This window comes from Virgibacillus tibetensis (assembly GCF_036026595.1).
GTDB classification, from domain to species: domain Bacteria; phylum Bacillota; class Bacilli; order Bacillales; family Amphibacillaceae; genus Virgibacillus_P; species Virgibacillus_P tibetensis.
Genome location: NZ_JARZFX010000011.1, coordinates 30,477 through 49,463 on the forward strand (window position 1 = coordinate 30,477; position 18,987 = coordinate 49,463).

22 protein-coding genes and 1 pseudogene are annotated in these 18,987 nt (G+C 34.8%); all 23 read right to left on the minus strand.

The features are described 5' to 3' along the window. Positions 1-88: 88 nt before the first annotated feature. The 23 genes and pseudogenes from QGM71_RS16770 to QGM71_RS16880 all read right to left on the minus strand — a co-directional run bounded on the left by QGM71_RS16770 (position 89) and on the right by QGM71_RS16880 (position 18,642). On the minus strand, positions 89-640 hold the full coding sequence (locus QGM71_RS16770) for a hypothetical protein (RefSeq protein ID WP_327608722.1): 552 nt from the start codon (positions 638-640) through the stop codon (positions 89-91). A gap of 12 nt (positions 641-652) precedes the next feature. Next, a complete protein-coding gene (locus QGM71_RS16775) occupies positions 653-1,927 on the minus strand; it encodes a hypothetical protein (RefSeq protein WP_327608723.1) in 1,275 nt (424 codons plus the stop codon). 625 nt (positions 1,928-2,552) lie between these two features. Then, positions 2,553-2,915 (minus strand): annotated as a pseudogene (locus QGM71_RS16780) (recombinase family protein); the annotation flags it as partial. A gap of 678 nt (positions 2,916-3,593) precedes the next feature. After that, positions 3,594-3,908, minus strand: a complete 315-nt coding sequence (locus QGM71_RS16785; protein ID WP_327608724.1) for a hypothetical protein — start codon at positions 3,906-3,908, stop codon at positions 3,594-3,596. Positions 3,909-3,923: 15 nt separating this feature from the next. Then, positions 3,924-5,333 carry a hypothetical protein gene (locus QGM71_RS16790; RefSeq protein ID WP_327608725.1) on the minus strand — a complete coding sequence of 470 codons (1,410 nt, stop codon included), beginning with the start codon at positions 5,331-5,333 and terminating at the stop codon, positions 3,924-3,926. Then, positions 5,282-5,566: a hypothetical protein gene (locus tag QGM71_RS16795; protein ID WP_327608726.1), complete on the minus strand. Its 285-nt coding sequence runs from the start codon at positions 5,564-5,566 to the stop codon at positions 5,282-5,284. Before QGM71_RS16795 ends, QGM71_RS16790 begins: the two co-directional genes overlap by 52 nt. Before the next feature lie 268 nt (positions 5,567-5,834). Continuing rightward, entirely contained in the window at positions 5,835-6,080 is a 246-nt protein-coding gene (locus QGM71_RS16800) for an Imm59 family immunity protein (protein ID WP_327608727.1), read from the minus strand. A 12-nt stretch (positions 6,081-6,092) separates the two neighbouring features. Continuing rightward, on the minus strand, positions 6,093-6,308 hold the full coding sequence (locus tag QGM71_RS16805) for a hypothetical protein (protein ID WP_327608728.1): 216 nt from the start codon (positions 6,306-6,308) through the stop codon (positions 6,093-6,095). Between the two features lie 190 nt (positions 6,309-6,498). Next, the gene (locus QGM71_RS16810; RefSeq protein WP_327608729.1) at positions 6,499-7,281 is read right to left on the minus strand and encodes a hypothetical protein; all 783 of its coding nucleotides are present in this window, start codon (positions 7,279-7,281) and stop codon (positions 6,499-6,501) included. 241 nt (positions 7,282-7,522) lie between these two features. Further along, positions 7,523-8,296, minus strand: coding sequence for a hypothetical protein (locus QGM71_RS16815; protein WP_327608730.1), 774 nt, complete (start codon positions 8,294-8,296; stop codon positions 7,523-7,525). Between the two features lie 71 nt (positions 8,297-8,367). Continuing rightward, positions 8,368-9,144 carry a hypothetical protein gene (locus QGM71_RS16820; protein ID WP_327608731.1) on the minus strand — a complete coding sequence of 259 codons (777 nt, stop codon included), beginning with the start codon at positions 9,142-9,144 and terminating at the stop codon, positions 8,368-8,370. A 115-nt stretch (positions 9,145-9,259) separates the two neighbouring features. Beyond that, complete coding sequence (locus QGM71_RS16825) at positions 9,260-9,805, minus strand: hypothetical protein (RefSeq protein WP_327608732.1); 546 nt, start codon at positions 9,803-9,805, stop codon at positions 9,260-9,262. A gap of 351 nt (positions 9,806-10,156) precedes the next feature. Next, entirely contained in the window at positions 10,157-10,930 is a 774-nt protein-coding gene (locus QGM71_RS16830) for a hypothetical protein (protein WP_327608733.1), read from the minus strand. Positions 10,931-11,391: 461 nt separating this feature from the next. After that, positions 11,392-11,703 carry a DUF4176 domain-containing protein gene (locus QGM71_RS16835; RefSeq protein ID WP_327608734.1) on the minus strand — a complete coding sequence of 104 codons (312 nt, stop codon included), beginning with the start codon at positions 11,701-11,703 and terminating at the stop codon, positions 11,392-11,394. A gap of 62 nt (positions 11,704-11,765) precedes the next feature. Then, a complete protein-coding gene (locus QGM71_RS16840) occupies positions 11,766-12,398 on the minus strand; it encodes a DUF443 family protein (protein ID WP_327608735.1) in 633 nt (210 codons plus the stop codon). 169 nt (positions 12,399-12,567) lie between these two features. Continuing rightward, entirely contained in the window at positions 12,568-13,230 is a 663-nt protein-coding gene (locus QGM71_RS16845) for a DUF443 family protein (protein WP_327608736.1), read from the minus strand. A 100-nt stretch (positions 13,231-13,330) separates the two neighbouring features. Then, positions 13,331-13,969, minus strand: coding sequence for a DUF443 family protein (locus QGM71_RS16850; RefSeq protein ID WP_327608737.1), 639 nt, complete (start codon positions 13,967-13,969; stop codon positions 13,331-13,333). 115 nt (positions 13,970-14,084) lie between these two features. Continuing rightward, positions 14,085-14,723 carry a DUF443 family protein gene (locus QGM71_RS16855; protein ID WP_327608738.1) on the minus strand — a complete coding sequence of 213 codons (639 nt, stop codon included), beginning with the start codon at positions 14,721-14,723 and terminating at the stop codon, positions 14,085-14,087. Positions 14,724-14,841: 118 nt separating this feature from the next. Then, positions 14,842-15,480 carry a DUF443 family protein gene (locus QGM71_RS16860; protein WP_327608739.1) on the minus strand — a complete coding sequence of 213 codons (639 nt, stop codon included), beginning with the start codon at positions 15,478-15,480 and terminating at the stop codon, positions 14,842-14,844. 191 nt (positions 15,481-15,671) lie between these two features. Continuing rightward, a complete protein-coding gene (locus QGM71_RS16865; RefSeq protein ID WP_327608740.1) occupies positions 15,672-16,325 on the minus strand; it encodes a DUF443 family protein in 654 nt (217 codons plus the stop codon). 40 nt (positions 16,326-16,365) lie between these two features. Beyond that, positions 16,366-17,904, minus strand: a complete 1,539-nt coding sequence (locus tag QGM71_RS16870) for a T7SS effector LXG polymorphic toxin (RefSeq protein WP_327608741.1) — start codon at positions 17,902-17,904, stop codon at positions 16,366-16,368. Between the two features lie 10 nt (positions 17,905-17,914). After that, positions 17,915-18,223: a TIGR04197 family type VII secretion effector gene (locus tag QGM71_RS16875; protein WP_327608742.1), complete on the minus strand. Its 309-nt coding sequence runs from the start codon at positions 18,221-18,223 to the stop codon at positions 17,915-17,917. Between the two features lie 5 nt (positions 18,224-18,228). Beyond that, positions 18,229-18,642, minus strand: coding sequence for a YwqH-like family protein (locus QGM71_RS16880; RefSeq protein WP_327608743.1), 414 nt, complete (start codon positions 18,640-18,642; stop codon positions 18,229-18,231). Positions 18,643-18,987 lie beyond the last annotated feature (345 nt).

Here is an 18,987-nt window from a genome sequence, read left to right on the forward strand (position 1 = left end):
ATGGACATAGAAGGGAAAGGCTAAAAGCTAATACCGTCTAAAGATGGTGGAGTTAGACCACGCATTTGTAAGTTAAAAAGAGATGATATTAATATGCTAAATTAGCTTTACTCAATTTCCCAGTTTTTATATCTATCATACAATGCCAAGTATTTCTACCGTATGAATCAGCATGTTTTTTACTACCTTCAGTTACAACAGATGGTCTATTGTTAATTGATGACAAATATAGTAATTGATATTCTTCAGGAACAACTTGCTCAAATAGCAACATACCGTTTAATTTAAAACCTAATAATTTTCCGTTTCCTTGCCTAGTTCTGGTAATAACCATAACTACCTCTTCTTCAACATATAACCTTGCATTCTCAATATAATCACAATTAATATCAATGATTTCCCCATTATGTTCCCATGAAATTCCCCCTAATTTTTTATTATATTCGAATATCTTCTTCCCCTCATATGATAGATAGTATATTTGATTTTCTGAGAAGTCTTTTCCACATACTACATATATATGCTTTTGATTTACTTCTAAATTTGCAAAATTAATATCTTGTAAATTTAATGCTATATTTCTCCCTTTGTGATTCCATCGAATACTGTCGGAATCCCATGTAAAATCCTTTATATCCATATTCAAACCCCTTTATCTATTCGGCCGTACCGAAGTAATCTCCAAATAATCCACTTTATTAACTTTCCTATCTAGTAATAATTGCAACTGTGTTCCCCCACCTGGTAAAAACTTATCTGCTGCAAGGTCGATTTGGGGACCAACCGGACCTTCTAAAACAGGTAACTCAACCCCCTTTTTAACTCTATATGTTACTACTTTACCAAAGTCTTCCTTCCACTCTGATTTTATTGCTAAATTATTCTTAGCATACTCCACACCTGCAATCTTGTCGTACGTTCCAAAACCGCCCGGTCTATTTAACGGCTGAGCATTATCTAATACCATTTCAAATGTATCTCCAGGTTGAAGTATCTTCTTAGTTGGATTATACCCTTCTGGCCAAGGTGATTGTTCTTTTACTAATTTTATATATGAATCTTTGATTTCTTCAACTGTTCTTTTTCCACTTTTTGACACTTCTAAAAATTCACTCCAAGTATTTTTTGAACCTTGCTTTATTGCCTCTTCGTTTATTCCTCTCATATTTATTCTAGAATGGAGTTCCTCTGGGGTAAGCCTGCCATATTTATTTCTTAAATACTCAATTCTACTTTTAGTAACACTACTATTTAGCTTAATCCCTCCGACTTCCACATTATAAGTCTTACCCAACGCATCCTTGACTTTCCCTTCAAAGAAATGCGTATTTTCTTTAGGTATACGAACTGTTCCAAATCCATCCATTTGAACAATGTTTCGGGTTGATGTAATATTTTTCGTTTTTGTGAGGGCAGTGTCCGCAACTCTTCCAAGTTCTGCTGCATCTCTCGCTAATTTATCCTTCACACTTGTTGTTGTTTCTTTTATCACTGCTCCTGCATTCTTCAACCGAATTGTGGATTGCTTCCCAGCTTCAACCACCAAATTCCCAACATGGTTCAATTCCCGCTGAATACTAGTCTTAACACCAGCTTTCAGACCAAATTGTCCCATGTCTGCTGCTTGATTCGATACACGCACACCACTACTGAATTTCTTCATGCCTGCTACACCCGGGATGATATCCAATGGTGCTAATGCTCCTCGAAACCAGCGTTCTCCCGTATTCAGTTCTCTACCTGAAATCCAATCCTTAACGGATACGGCTGTTGTTATTTCCAGACTACCATAGACAGATCCTAGCGCCAGGGCTGCTGGTGGACAAATTACCGCTGCCCCAACAATGACAACCAATGCCCCGATATTCACCCAAAATTCTTTGTTAAACTGTTGATCCTTAATGGACTCATATTCGAACGCATTCATATTAACTGCTGCCATACGATACGATTCGAACGAAAAGTCTTGGTTAATTCCTACTTCATTCTCTTTTAATTTGTGATTCCCAAACCAATTTATTTACTTTAAACCTTCCTCAACAATTATTTTCTAGTAAGATAAGGGATACGTTGGGTAAGACGGATGATGTTCATGACTGTTGATCCTTAATGGACTCGTATTCGAACGCCTTTGCCCCAACGTCCCAGTCCTATTAGATCACCTAAACCGCATTTCATCTTCTCCCAGTCTGCAGGGATGTATTTAACATCCTTATCAAGAACAAATATCTTGGATTAAATACCTGCTCAACTACTGTAAACTTACACTTAATTACAGATTGTGATTTTAAAATTATTTCACATGCCTAAAATGTATTTACAGTCACTATCATAGCTAATTAACCAGGATTGTTAGTAATTTTATTGACTTAAATTCCAGACATAGTAACTGTTTTTTACAAAGAGAATATTTCTCTTGATGCGTAAGAGCCATCTATAGTTTATTCAATCTTTATATCTTTCCTCATTATAATGCTTTTTCCAACCTAGACAGTGACCATTTTCTATGTAACTGTTTAAGCTCAAACAACCGTTTCACTACTTCTGCATGACTTATGAATACTGTAAAATGGTTGTTCAATACTTTTAATATCACAACCGTATTTCTTCAACTCTCTCTGTATTAGCACCTTGACAATATCCGACCGCCATAATCGACTTGTATTGAGCACGACCACGTAATCTATTTGAACAGACGAAAGGTGAGCCAACATTTCCTGTAAGCCCACCCTGTCTATTTCCAATGCTTCTTCATTCAGTTTGGCACCGCTAATTCCTTCATCTCTAAAAATATGTATCAAGTTCCAGCCTTGTTCTTCACAATATGCTTTGATTTCATCTTCTTGATACTTCAAGCTGTATCCATCTCTTGCTTGTCCTTGAGTTGAGACTCGTATATACCCAACAACGTTCAACTTTTGACCCTCCCGTTACGGAAATTACAATTTATGTAACGTTTTTTTAAACGAATAGCGAGTATTATACGACCGTCTCTAGTAAAAATACAACCCAATTTTTATAAGCCAAAGCAGTATAAAAAACACTCTTTGGCTTTACCCATTATTAATCGCCACGAGCTTTTTCATTCTCGTTAGTTTGGTAGTTATGTAATGTCATAACTACCCCTACCATTTAAAATGTCATCTCGCCTAATTCTCGTTCTTTTCAACCAACCTAAGTATTAAAATGGTACTCCATGATGGTACAACCATCATGAGTTATGAATTTCAGATAAAATGTCATTAATGTTACCCTATCATAAATTCTTTATTTCTTTTTCGTTCGTTTTACTTAATGTAACAGTTAAATTCCTCCATAATCACTACTAGCTTTGTTTTTCTCGTTTCCAAATAAAATTCGAGTATATAATGTGCTTTCTTTTTGTATCTTTGGTAATTCAACCAACCTTGTACGTCCGCTTACCATCATGAGTTTTTGACTCAAATATTCGTTTTGAAAATAAAGCATTTTAAATTTTTTTTAAAAAAACTTTGAAAGGCATCTTCCAACAAGGCCATTACTATTCTATATCGTTCATTGAACATTTATTGTACTAGGAATCTATTCCTTTTCCCTAAGAAAAAAGTAAATAATTATACTACATCAGTTTTTACTAAATTCCATAATTTATCATTTAGTTCGCTAATAGGTTTGTTTATCATAACTCTTTCCTTGGCATCGTCTTTCCAGACATAGAAATCAGTTAATCCACCTCTGATAGGATAAAGACCTTCAACTAAAGTATTTATTCTGTTTTCTTTTATCTCATTATTGGAATTGGATTTAATAATATTCAATATATCTTCAAGTTGAGCTATTTGATAGGAAATTTGTCCGTTATTATACCTTTTTAATATAGATAGTAAATCAATCACAGTGCTCTCAATATTTTTAATTTTATTATCCATAAAATCAACTCCAAATTATTTTAATGGGCTAGAACCTATCACGCTAACGCCTTCTTCAATGTTCCATGGTTCTTTGATGTATATTTGAATAATATCCAATCCTCCCTGATAAATACCACCTTGGTTCCCAACTGGACCTTTGTAAATTGTGGTTCCAGCAGGAATTTCAATTTTAAATACTGTATTTAATCGAGATGTTCCGCTTAATACACCATTTTTATCAATCCACTGTTCTTTAACTGCTGTATCTATCCTTACTTCCGCAACTGAACTAGGAGGTGTTTCAGTAAACCACTGACCTAAAGGACTATTAATATCACCTGCTCTATAAAATATTTTCGGTTCAGTTAAAACCTTCATATTATATCTACCACCATAGAAATTCTTATTAGGTTGCCCTCTAAATTCTGCCAAAGCTCCAGGATTATTAAAAGAATTATACTCATAACTGTAAAAATCATCATAATTTGAAATTGGATTAGGTCCACTAGCTATTTTACTAGCTTCACCCGTACCCTTAATATTCACCCCTTCAGCCTTATTCCATCCCTTAATCTTATTCTCAAAGAAATGGGTATTCTCGACTGGCACTTTTACTTGACCTACTTGATCAAATGCAAGGACATTTCGAGTCGATGTAATGTTTTTCGCATTCGTAATCGCTGTATCAGCAAGCCTTCCTAAATCTGCTGCGTCTCTTGCTAACTTATCCTTTGCTAGTCTTGCAGTATCGTTTAGCACGTTTCTGGCACTTTGTAGGCGAACTTGAGATTGCTTCCCCGCTTCAATCACCAAATTCCCAACATGGTTCAATTCCCGCTGAAAGCTTGTTTTAACACCAGCTTTCAGACCAAATTGTCCCATGTCTGCTGCTTGATTCGATACACGCACACCACTACTGAATTTCTTCATGCCTGCTACACCCGGGATGATATCCAATGGTGCTAATGCTCCTCGAAACCAGCGTTCTCCCGTATTCAGTTCTCTACCTGAAATCCAATCCTTACCGGATACGGCTGTTGTTATTTCCAGACTACCATAGACAGCTCCTAGCGCCAGGGCTGCTGGCGGACAAATTACCGTTGCCCCAACAATGACAACCAATGCCCCGATATTCACCCAAAATTCTTTATTAAACTGTTGACCCTTAATGGACTCGTATTCGAACGCATTCATATTAACTGCTGCCATACGATACGATTCGAACGAAAAGTCTTGATCGGGATTTTCTGCCTTCCACATATCATATTCAATTCGCATCTGGTCTCCATAAAAGGTATCTCCGCTAAATAGATCGTCCAGGCTTACTTCCGCTTTTGGCACCTCTAGCTTTTCCTGCATGCCTTGCCCATGATAAATAATCTGGGTCTCTGTTACTCCGATTCGATTACTCGTTGTGTAATTTGATATCGTTGCAGCCTGCATGACCTCGATAAACGCATCGATATCTTCGAGAATGGCTGATCGATTGTTCGATCTACAATATCACCAACCTTCCCTGTAAAGCTGTGCATTACCTTAAAGTCATCGAATAACTGTTGATACTCATTTTTACGATCAATGTGAGAAAAGGAAATGACACCATCACTATCAAATTTTGCAATATCTGATTCTGCATCCTCTAGATTCTCAGTTACATCCTTTAACTCATCGATCATCCCTTTGCCCCAACGTCCTAACCCTATCTTATTATGCTACTGGACTTTAATCGATGTTCAATCATTGTATTAACATCAAAAATACCATATAAAAGCCAACAGGAATCTAATCTTCTTAGGGTCACTGCTGGCTTTTGATTTAAAATAGGCTCTAAATTCTTATATTTGCTTGTGCTAAAATTAAATAGAACTGCACTAAATAAAGGGAAATGAAAGTAAGGGAAGTTAATCCACCATCTTTAATCTATTTAACAACAAAATAGATAAATTACCTAAATAAATTTTTTTCTGTTCTTGCCCGAGCAATAAAATTGTCTAAAGCTTTATCCTCCTCAACAAATTTCGTTATAGACCCTGTAACAATGTTAGCTCTCTCATCAGTTACATATACTTCCCATTGATTATCTTCATACTTAATTCCTACTTCATTCTCTTTTAATTTGTGATTTCCAAACCAAATTATTTGCTTTAAACCTTCCTCAACAATTATTTTCTTCGCTTCATCCCTAGTCATGAATTTTCCTCCTTAAATTACTTCTCTTAATAATCCTATTTTTTCTAACCATTCTACTGGTATATATAAAAACCGGATAGCTTCTTCATCTGTGTTTGATAATAAAACCCCTCCAATTATAGTTGTAACACCCGTTATTGCAAAAATAATCGGAATTAAAATACTTAAGCGTGAATTTTTCTTAGCATAAGATTGTAACAAATTCCATGCCATTTTATCGTTTGACATATTCAAGGCTCCTTTTCAAACTCCCAACTATTAACTGAATAGCAGAATATTATCTAATGTGCCTGTAAGTTTAGGGGCTTCATCTAATTTTTAATCAAGTATATTCCTTATTGCTAATCTTTCCTAAACTGCCTTGTTACCGTAGACTAATAGATTATCGATTTGAAGTGAACGCACCTCAATATTCATCTTACACACCCTCTCTACCCATTGGTTTCAATTTCCAATTTTTATTATAGTTAAAACTGTCAAAACGGTATTTGCAGTATAATATGACTAGCTGTTCGGGAAGAACGAAAAGCATGGCGTAGAACAGTGATACACCTAGCACTATGATCCCAATTGATTCTATATCAATAGAGTTAGAGTTTCTGATTACAAACTGTATAATATATACAATACCAGTACTACCAATAATTATCATTGGTAAGAATGGCTTTATATTAAACTCGGCTTTCGTTCTAATCTCATCTTTTTTTGATCCCTTTTTATACTCCCCTCTTTGAAGTAAAATATAAAACCTGACACACGTTGCCATAAAAATTAACAGCCCTATAAATAAAGTTATGAATGTAGACGTTAGTAGCGTTTCCTCTGTTATCAAGTCTCCTTCACCAACTATAAATAAAGCACTAATATATAAAAACATTCCGAACAAATTTTGTGAAACTAAAATAACAACTATGTACTGTATCTTTTGACCTTTCAAACTTGTATATAATTTTGGCATAGCATAAACACCAGATAACAAAATAAGCGTACCTGTAATAATCAAATGGATAATCAATATGCTTTCTTTATATGGAAAGATGGTTGCGTCTGCAGCGACAACATAGGTTAAAATAAACATTAACGCTTGCAAAAAGATGGATAATACTAACATAGGTGCTAAAGCATTAGGGCTCTGTCTCCCAGATTCAAGAGCTCCCCTCAACACAGCAAAATCTTCTTCTGATAACTTTTTTAATAACAATAGATTTTCCTCCTCGTAACTAGCTAAACCAACTATACAATATTGGCCATATAAAACGTTGCTCATATAATTAGCTTCCCCTATAACTTGTTACGACTAATCTTTTCACATGTGTCAGGGACATTGAAAAAGAGGATTTTTTTCAATTAATACGATTACTTATCTTGAAGATCAAGGAATGATTTAACCCCAAGTCTACTTAAGATAACCACCCTATCCAAGTCAGGTATAACCGATGCACTTAGGCTCGCTCCCTATCCATTGGCTTCAATTTTCCGTTTTTATTAAAATTAAAGCTTTCGAAGCGGTACTTACAGTAAAGTATGACTAGCTGTTCAGGAAGAACGAAAAGCATTGTATAGAACAAAGAAAAGCAAAAAATCATCATTATTGTAGTCTCTATATCTGCTAAACCAAATGTTCTAACAAGGAACTGAAGAACAAAGACCAAACCTATACTGGCTGTAATAATTATAGGCATATATGATTTAATATCTAATTCTAGTTTGGATCTTAACTTATCTCTTTTTGATTCTTTTCGGTATGCACCGCTCTTTAATAGAATATAAAACCTCATACAAGTAACTACAAAGTTCAATAGACCGAATAACAGCGTAATATAGGCTAAAGTTAATAAAGACGATTCGGAATCAACGTTTTGTCCTATAAAAAATAATGCCATCAAGTAAAAACTTATCCCGCCTATATTTTGTGATCCCAAAATAACCAGTAAGTATTGTATCTTTTGATATTTCTTATATAAAGTCTTTATTGAAAAAATTGCTGAAAGTACAACAAGACTGATTGTTATAATTAGGTGTATATAATAAATATTATTTATAAATGGGAAATTGGAAGAATCTGCTGCAACGACATATACCAAAAAGAATAGTAGTGGTTGAAAAATAACACATAGAACGAGGGTGAAAGCCAAAGAATTTGGGCTTTGCCTCCCGGATTCCAAAGGACCTCTTAATACTGCAAAATCCGCTTCTGATAACTTTTTTAAAGGCAATAGTTTCCCCTCACAATCTAGAAAACAAACTTTTCTTCTTTATTTTTTTGCGGTGTTTACATTTCAATTAATTATTGAACAGCCCCAAATGTGGACCCTGAACCAGTAACAACACCAGCGCCATCGCTTACTTTTTTAGGTAGACTATAATTACTACCAAGCCCCTTACCTACTAGTGCGAATGTGGCAGTTGTGGCTATTACGCCTTGGCTATAGCTGAATATACTTTGTGTGTGCATTTCTTCTTGATACACATATCTTTCTTCTGCCATAAAATAAAATATTCCTTTACTATCAATTCTATAATGAAGCGTACTCCCGTCATCTAACTCCAGTGGTTCTTTTGTATTTATAAAGCTTAAATCTTTCTTTTGGTAAACGACATAAATATACAATGAAAAATACAAAAATATTAATAGAATAATACCGTGAGTTATAAAAAATAAAAATGCTAGTATCAAAACAACTAAAAGACTAATTACTGCAATTCTTATTTCTAATTTAAAACCTTTCTTTCCCCGTTCAATGTACTCTTTAATCATAGACTCTGTTAAATAAATCTCCCTTACTTCTTCATAAACATATTTCTTATTAAAAAATATACCGGAAAAAATCCCTGAAATGAGGAGAGTTAAAAATATAAAGATGGCCCCTATATTTGAAATAGATATAGATACTTCTTGTATGCCTCTCAGGATTGCTAATACAATGAAAAATGCAATCCAATAAGTCGCTTGACTGGGTTCTTTTTGATATGCCTTGTATGTTAAATTTGTTTGTTTGTCGATAAAGATCGTGTAATTTTGTCTACCTTTTACATTCTCTGTATAGATTGGAATCAGTTTCATACTCATCATTTCCTTACTTTATTATTCTCCCGTGTAGATGCATATTTGAATTCATCCTTCGTACCCTTTCTTAGTAGGTATCTGGATATTAAGTTAATAGTGTATGGTTCCTTTTTTACAATTCTATTTCCCCTTTTTGAAATTGCCTCAATATTTTTATTCGTGTAAACGGTCTCATCAGAAGAAAGATAAAAATAGCTAAACTTCCTAAGCAACCAATAACTAAAAGCTCAAAATGGCTGAACACAAAAAATAAAACAAAACCACCTATTGTAAGTAGGAGACTTAACGTCGCACCTAAATATAACTCAGTACGTAATTGGCTTATTCCTTTGGCTGCATAATTTTCCAGGCTTTCCTTACCTAAAAAGATCTTCGGTGACTTTTCTTGAATATAAAATTTTTCATAAAAATATATTGCCATGAAATAACTTATCACTAATACAATAGTAAACAATACAACATCTACTAAAGGACCTTTATAACTTTGATAAATACGATCAGCATATCTAGAACCATAAAGTACTGCCAGTAAAAGAAAGAAATTCATACCGGATGATTTTTTCCGATGTTGAAATCTATATAAATGATTTTTGTCTGGATCGTAAAAAAATGTGTAAAGTTCTTTTTCTCTATAAATTGGAATTAATTTATTTTTCACTGTCTCACTCCTATCGACCGCTCGTCTATCTATAAACAGAATCTAGATTCCCCAAAAAACCAGAAACTGCATCGTACAATTAGCCTCACTAACGTTTGGATTAGGTCTGTTTAGACTGATTTCTTTTTGAAGCAGCAAGTATTTCACTCGGTAGTAATATGTAAAGTGACCACATTTCTTCTCATTTTGTTCAGGGGCTACGGAGAAGAAATAGTACCGACTTTAAAATTTTCTAAACTAAAATAAAATATTCCATCAAGAATATCCCTTCTTGCCATTCTCTCCTAAACTGCCTTGTTACCGTAAACTAATCGATTATCGATTTAAAGTGAACGCACCTCAATATTCACCTTACACACCCTTTCTACCCATTGGTTTCAGTTTTCCATTTTTATTATAGTTAAAACTGTCAAAGCGGTATTTGCAGTATAATATGACAAGCTGTTCGGGAAGAACGAAAAGCATTGTATAGAATAATAAAATAAATAAAATCATCATTATTATCGTTTCTATTTCAGCTATACCAAATTCCCTAACTAAATACTGAACAACGAAAAGTAAGCTAATACTGGCTAAAATAATTTGGGGCAAAAAAGATTGTATGCTAAATTCAAGCTTCAATCTTAATTTATCTTTTTTAGATTCCTTTCGATATTGACCTTTAACTAACAACACATAAAATCGAATGCAAGTTACAATAAAAATCAATAATCCAAATAATAGAGTTATATAGGTGAAGATTAATAGAGATTCTTCACTTATATATTTGTCTTTTCCAATAATAAATACTACGCAAATATAGAAAAAAACTCCAAACAAATTCTGTGATACTATAACGGTCAATATGTACTGTACTTTTTGTCCTTTCATATACACATTTGGAATAGAATATATAATAGAAAATAACATAAGAATACCGGTTATCAATAAATGAATTACAAACATCTCTTCTTTATATGGAAAAAGTGTTGCATCCGCCGCTACCACATATGTCAGCACAAACATAAGCGCTTGTAAAAAAATGGATAAAACTAATATAGGTGCCAGTGCACTAGGACTCTGTCTACCAGATTCAAGCGGACACCTTAATACTGCAAAGTCCTCTTCGGTTAATTTTTTCAACATTAGATGACCCCCAAAAAATTTCACTAACTAAACCAGCTCTTTCTTTTGTTAATGGCTGATTTTGTATGAACGTAATTGACTTTCTACTTGTTTATCAAATACGTGGATATCATAATAAGGCCTGCCGCATTCTTCCATTATATATTATTTATTATTGATTCAAAAAAGAAGGATTTTTTTTGACATCGGACCTTTAGGAAAGGACAAGCCTTTTCTAATCTTGTCGACTATCTCGGTTCTCCATTAATGACGACCAGATTGAAACTGTGCTCTTGTCACTCCAGTTTTTCCTACGTATTCTTTTTGCGAAATTATATTTGAGTTAAAGCTTTGAATGATCGCTAATTTAATTTCTGGTATAAATTTTTCATAAAAAACTGCATCTCCAGTTGTTAGAGTGTGTCTAACAATTGTGGTGCAGTTCATTTCCACATGCTTCTTTTGTTTGAAAAGTAATTGATTTATTCCAAAGGCCCTGTTACATTTCCCTTTATAAGCGTTGATTTATTGTCCTTCATCCAATTATCATAAATCTCTTGAAAACGCTCTTCTTCTTCATCTTTAAACCCTTCAAAAAGGACTTTATCTATATTTTCTTCATTAAAATAAAATACATTAGTAGGATTCAGACCTTGGGGGTAAAGACACCCTGAATAATCATACATTACTCCTTGACTATCTCCTTTTTCTGGCGGGATGATAGGTCCCCTGTTCAAAATCATTAATTTGCTTGTTCCTTCTTTTAAATAGACGATCGATCCAATTGGTAACATTATTCATCTACCTCTCTCTATATTATTTATTTATATATTCGTATGCAGTCTCCAATTCAATCTTAAAACCACACAGCAGTATTGCCTTCTTGCACTGTGGCACGAGATGATAATAAAATGACAAACGTGAAAACCGAAACAGCAAATAATATCATAATATTCCCAGATACAATATAAACCATGAAAAAGAATATGATAAGTATTAGAAACCAGATATATGCTGCTAACAACTTGAACATCTGTTTTTTTGAACTTGGGCGAATCCATAATTCACGCCTTGATAGCTCTTCTAGATTTACAACGATTTCCAGTTTCTTCTTTCGACGATAGCTCATCGACATATATAAGATAGTAACGAGGATTATAGCAAACACTATAAGCATCCCATTCACCAAAGGAGACATTGGTATCTCAAAGTAACCCATTAAAGGAGCTAGTAGGATACCGAGAAAGTAGCCTATTCCGGCTAAAGACATCACCCATGAACCACCAACTTTCTCCTTATTCGGTTCTTTCAACCGTTCCACGATAGAAGAATCTTCCACTTTAAAAACTGTACTAGGAAGCATCCAAACGAAAAAAGGAAAGATAATTTTCCAAAAGGACCGCTCCATATCCAGGATGTACTGTTCCCCATTAATAGTTAAAATCCGATACCGGATATTATCCTCTAAGCGTTGTACTTCGCAGTTCATGAAACAACCCCCCTTTTTACATTCAACAATTAAACCTCATTAAAAAAGTTAATTTAGTAAAGGACAGCGATCATGACCTTGCCGACACTTGCTTCATGCCTCCATCTCCAATTACAGATAACCTATTCCACTCTCAATATATTTTTAGCATCTAATTCTTTTTAAAGTTTCAACCTGCACGTTTTAAATTTTTAAATCTAATAGTAGTATGGCATTCTTCCACCGTTATTCGACCTAGTAATAAAAGAAGGAACAATAAACCTGATGCAATGATTAGCAACATGATATTTCGAGATACGACATACCCCATAAAGATAAATACATCGAACCCTAAAAGCCAAATATATGCTGCTAATAACGTAAATACTTGTTTTTTGGACTTTGGTCGAATACATAATGCATGTTTAGGAAACATCTCAAGTTTGACAGTACTTTCTAACTTCTTCTTACGATTATGGCTGATAGATAAATATAATAGAACCACAAGATTTAAAGATATTATTAAAAGCATGATATTAACCAACGGAGAAATCGGAATTTCAAAATAATCCATTAATGGAGCTAACAGGATACCAAGAAAGTAGCTAATCCCAGCTAGAGATACCACCCATGAGCTACCCACTTTCTCTTTATTTGGTTCTTTCAATTGTTCCACGATAGAAGAATTCTCAACTTTATATACCTTATTAGGAAGCATCCAAACGAAAAACGGAAAGATAATCTTCCAAAAAGACCTTTCCATATCCAGGATGTACTGTTCACCATTAATAATTAAAATTCGATACCGAATATTATTCTCTAAGCGTTGTACTTCGCAGTTCAGATCTCCCATTCTTAAACTTGCATTAAAATTCGTTAAGTAAGCACATGAATCTTTCTCAAGTTTTATGAATTTTACGGGTATTATTCTTACTGTAACTAAGCTACTCTTTTCAATCTATAAACTTTATCGTAGTAAAGCCTTCTTCCACAGTAATACGGCTTACTAATGAGACTATGAACAAAATACCTGTTCCAATGATTAATGCCATGATATTACCTGTCTGTAGATATGCTACAGAGCCTAATAAAACAAATCCTAAAAACCAAATGTAGACCACTAACACTTTGAAGATATGTTTAATAGATTTTGGCCGAATCCATAATTTATCTTTTTGTAGTGTTTCAAGTTCAACCACATCATAAAGTTCCTTTTTTCGCTTATGGCTGATGGAAAGATACAGTACAGCCACTAGTATTAACAACAAAACTAGTAGCATTGTGCTGGCTACCGGAGTCATTGAGATATTAAAGTATTCCATTAAAGGTGCTAATAGAATTCCAATTAGGTAGGCAATTCCTGCTAATGAGATCAGCACGGAGCTGCCCGTTTTTTCTCTTTTCGGCTCCTTCAATTGCTCCACAATGGCCGGATCATCAACTTTAAATACGGTGCTGGGCAACACCCAGAAAAGGAAGGGAAATACAATCTTCCAAAAAGATCGCTCCATATCCAGGATGTACTGTTCACCATTAATAATTAAAATTCGATACCGAATATTATCCTTTAAGCGTTGGACTTCGCAGTTCATTAAATGATCTCCCATTCTTAAACTTGCATTAAAACTCGTTAAGTAAGCACATGAATCTTTCTCAAGTTTTATGAATTCTATGGATATTATTCTTACTGTAACCTATCTGCACTTTTCATTTTAAAAACTTCACTGTAGTATGGCCTTCCTCCACAGTAATACGGCATGCTAATAAAATACCAAACAATAAACCAGATGCAACGATTAATACCATGAGATTCCGTGTTTGTATATATCCCAGAAAAAAGAATACATCAAGCATGATTAGCCAAGTATATGCTGCCAATAACTTGAAAACCTGCTTGTTTGACCTTGGTCGAATCCGTACTACATGTTTTGATAATTGCTCAAGTATAACAACGTTTTCTAATTTCTTTTTACGCTTATGGCTGATAGATAAATACAATAAAGCCACGAGTAGTAAAGCAATAAATAGAAGTAGAATATTGACCAGAGGAGACACCGATATTTCAAAATAATTCATTAATGGAGTTAAAAGGATACCGAGTACATACGCAAACCCCGCTAAAAACACCAGCTGTGAACTGCCTGCCTTTTCATTTTTCGATTCCTTTAATTGTTCTATGATAGCCGGATCATTAACTTTAAAAATGGTACTAGGGACTATCCAAACGAAAAACGGAAATAAAATCTTCCAAAAGGATCGCTCCATATCCAGGATGTATTGTTCGCCATTAATAATTAAGATTCGATACCGAATATAATTCTCTAAGTGTTGTACTTCGCAGTTCATTAAATAATCCCCTATTCCCATACTTACCAATTACCCAATCTACCAGTATCAGTTGTAAGATTTTTATCATCCAAGCTTGTAATCTTTTAAATCTGTCCTGCTCTTTAACATAGTTCTTTCAATCTTTAAATTTCACCGTGGTATGGCCTTGTTCTACAGTAACACGGCTGACTAATAAGATAGGAAATAACATAATAGATCCAAAGATTAACAACATAATCTTGCGACTCTCAATAAATGCATAAAAAGCTACTAGGGTTAATACTAAAAACCATAAATAAACTAATGAAACTTTAATAATATGTTTGATTGACCTTGGTCTTAACCATAATATAATCTGTTGTAATTCCTCAATTTCAACAGTGCCATCTAGTTTTCTTTTTCGATTGTGACTAATCAAGAAATATATTAAACCTACTAGTAATAAAGTAAGGATAAGAAGTATGGTATTAACTAACGGAGAACTTGGTATTTCAAAATAATCCATTAAAGGAGCTAATAGGATAGTAATCGCATAAGCAATTCCTCCCAATGACAGAGCCATCGAACTACCCATTTTTTCTTTTTTTGGTTCCTTTAACTTCTCCACAATGGCCGGATCGTTAACTTTAAATACGGGACTAGGCAACAGCCAAAAGAGGAAGGGAAATACAATCTTCCAAATAGACCGCTCCATATCCAAGATGGATTGCTCGCCGTTTATTATCAAAATTCGATAACGTATATTCTTTTCTAAATGTTGTACCTCGCAGTTCATGAACCAATCTCCCTTTTCCAAATAAAACAATTAAACCTCGTTAAGAAAGAAGGTTAATCCAGTCAAGGACCTGTAATGGCCTCGCAGATACTATCTGAGAAATCAGCTTCATGCCTCTTCATATCAATTAGTAACCTAGATAAGCTATCCCTCACTCCATGTGTTTTAGCATCTGTATTCTTCTTGAAGTTTTAAACTGCATGTTTTATATCTTTAAATTTCACTGTAGTTTGGCCTTCTTGCACTGTAACACGAGATGATAATAAATAGACAAACGTGAAACTCGATGCAGCTAATAATACTATAATATTTCCGGTTTCAATATAACCTAGGAAAGAAAATCCGATTAGTACTACAATCCAGATATATGCTGCTAACAGCTTGAACACCTGTTTTTTCGAATTTGGGCGAATCCATAATTCACGCCTTGATAACTTCTCTAGATGTATAACGTTTTCTAGCTTCTTCTTTCGACGATGGCTCATCGCCAAATAAAAGATAGCGACGAGGATTAAAGCAAGCACTATGAGTATCGCATTGACTAAAGGAGACAATGGTATTTCAAAATAACCCATTAAAGGAGCTAACAGAATACCGATAAAGTAGCCTATCCCTGCTAATGATGCGACCCATGAACCACCCACTTTCTCCTTATTTGGCTCTTTCAACCGTTTCACGATAGAAGAGTCCTCCACTCTAAATACCGTACTAGGAAACATCCAAACGAAAAAAGGAAAGATAATTTTCCAAAAGGACCTCTCCATATCAAGGATGTACTGTTCCCCATTAATAGTTAAAATCCGATACCGCATATTATTCTCTAAGCGTTGTACTTCGCAGTTCATTAAATAATACTTCCTTTCCTAAATAACATATTAAAATCCTTTAAGAAAACGGATTAATCCAGTCAAGAGCACCTGTAATAGCTTCGCCGACAGTATCCGCAGCATCAGATACCCAACTATTTATCGTATCAAAGCCTTTATTTAATTGTTCGCCTGCCCAATCAAGTTGTTGTCCTGCCCAATCCAAACCAGTTTGCAGTCCCCTGAAATTATTTTCATAAAAATACTCAAAAGTTATCGTTGCTGCTACTCCTATCCCTATAACGCCAGCAACTCCCCATCCTACCGGATTAGAAACAAAGAAAGCCGTAGTTGCCACAGCTCCAGTCCCGACTAACAAGGATGTTGCATTATGAGCAACCGCCTCACCTACAGTTTTATCTTTCTTTACCGTATCTTCATACATGCCATAACTAAATCCAGCGGCTGCGAAAACCGGACCTATTACTTTTCCGTATTTTAAGATCTGTCCAGCTTTATCAAGTAAATCTTTTGATGCCTTCGTCAGTGGAACTGGTTCGTCGCCTAAATACTTTGCCACATCTTTCATCGTAAGCCCTAGTCTGTCAGCGAAGATAGCGATTGCGCCAGGTGTTGCCTCCCAGCCAATCCTAGGCAGGTTATTTAATACGTATTCTGCAAAACTCTTATTACTTGCTACATATTCTTCCAGCATCTGACGTTCTTCCAGGTATTCAATAAGAACTTTATAATCATTATTTTGTAATTGATCTGCATTCACGTTTCCGTCTGTCTTCTCAACAGATGACAGAATGGAATAGAATGTTTCTTCATCAATTTTACCATTGGCAAATTCCTTATAGGCGAGATTGATGACTTCTTTAGACGCTGAATATTTAACATCTTTTAAAGCCGCTTCCTTTGCATCCTTCGCCTTACCTATTATCGCTTCATATCTTTCATCATTATATCCCTTCAAAATCGCTAGACCAGCAGACTTGGAATTTCCAGCATAATCCGTAAAGCGGGCACTCCCAGCTACCGCCCCTGCATTCTTAATTGCAATCTCCAAGTGATGAAGCATTTCCTCTATTTGTGCAATCTCCGGTCTGCCTGAACTTATATAGGATTCTAAATCACTCTCCAAATCTGTTATTACTTTTATCGTAGACTTGTGATTGCTATTGACTGACATCGTTGAGGGCTGGTTTGCACTGCTAATATCAGAGACACTCGCAATTGTCTCCCTAATAGACTCTCGTTCCTCGCTTAAAAGATCAAAATCATCTGATACAGCCCCTTCTGTATCCATTAAATAATTACTCTCTACAATTGCTGAGTCACTAGCATCCACTCTGAATTGGAATGCATTCAGATGTTTCTTTAAATGCTCATCGAGATCGGTAAATAAGATCTCAAAAGATTTTAGTAGTGTCTTATGAAGATCATTAAAGTAATTTTTCGCTTCTTTCGCTGTTTTTCCAGAAAAGGAACGCATTGCATCCAGCCTACTAACACTTTCTTCAACATGGTTCAGACTAGACTTGAGATCTGCGACTGCTGTTTTCAAGTCGTCCGAGAGTTCAATAACCTCAGATATATCTACTTTATGCCCCATTTGTATCCCCCTACGTACGTAATGGTTGCGGACCTGTTACATCAATGTTGGATATTGCCGCGATCCTTTCGTCATTCTCTTTCATTTTCTCTCCGGTTTGTTCCAGCGTATCGATATCCGAATTCAAAAGTGTTTGGTATTTCCTAATCAATTCAATTGCTCTGATGATATGTTCCAAATCATTTGTAAATGGTTCGATATTTGTTTTATTAAAAGTACGATTTGTTTTAATACTACTTTCTATACCGGAAGCCGAAGACCTTAACCTCGAAATATTGGATTGGAATTCACCTAGATTTATGCCGACTTCTTCTATCATCAATATCACTCCCTTTGTGCTTGAATTATTTTCCATTCAAGTGATTCAAGCGTATTTTCCAAGTTGTTTAACCCTGTTGTCCAAGTAGCTTTTTCTGCTTCATACTGCTTAATATCCTGATCAATGGCATCTTTGGCATCTTCTGTGCTAGCTACAAATTTTTTCACACTTTCTTTGTAACTACTATAATTTTCCTCAAACTTATCTTCCTCTTTGCCCTTCCATCTCCCTGTGTCTATTATCAAGCTATTTATAGAACTTTTAAGTGTTTCCAATTCTGAAATACTTGTTGCCAGATTACTTGAAGCCTGTTGTAAGCGTGAGATCTTATATTCCACATTTGAAATATTGTTTTTCGTATCTGCCATGCCCCTTAACACTGTTTTTTTTTGACTCTGTAACTGACTAACTGCCGTCATTTGTTCTCCTCCTTACTTAGGTATTTTAATTCTTATATAGCTGATGATCTAAAAACGGGAAAATAGTGCATCTGTTCTACACGTATGTTCTTCACTTTCTTCACACTCAAGGAAAATCATATCTTCTATATTGGGTCGGTTATAAAGATTTAAGTAAATTCCACTTGCTGTCATTTTATATAATACTAGTTCCTCTTCTATACCCGGAAGCTTGACAAGAGATTTGTGTATTCTTCTTTCTTGGCAAACGTACTAGAATATAGCCTATTAAAAGCTTCCAATACCGTTTTATGAAGCCATCCATATTCCTCCATATAAAGGTTACATTATGCCGTTGTCTTTAAA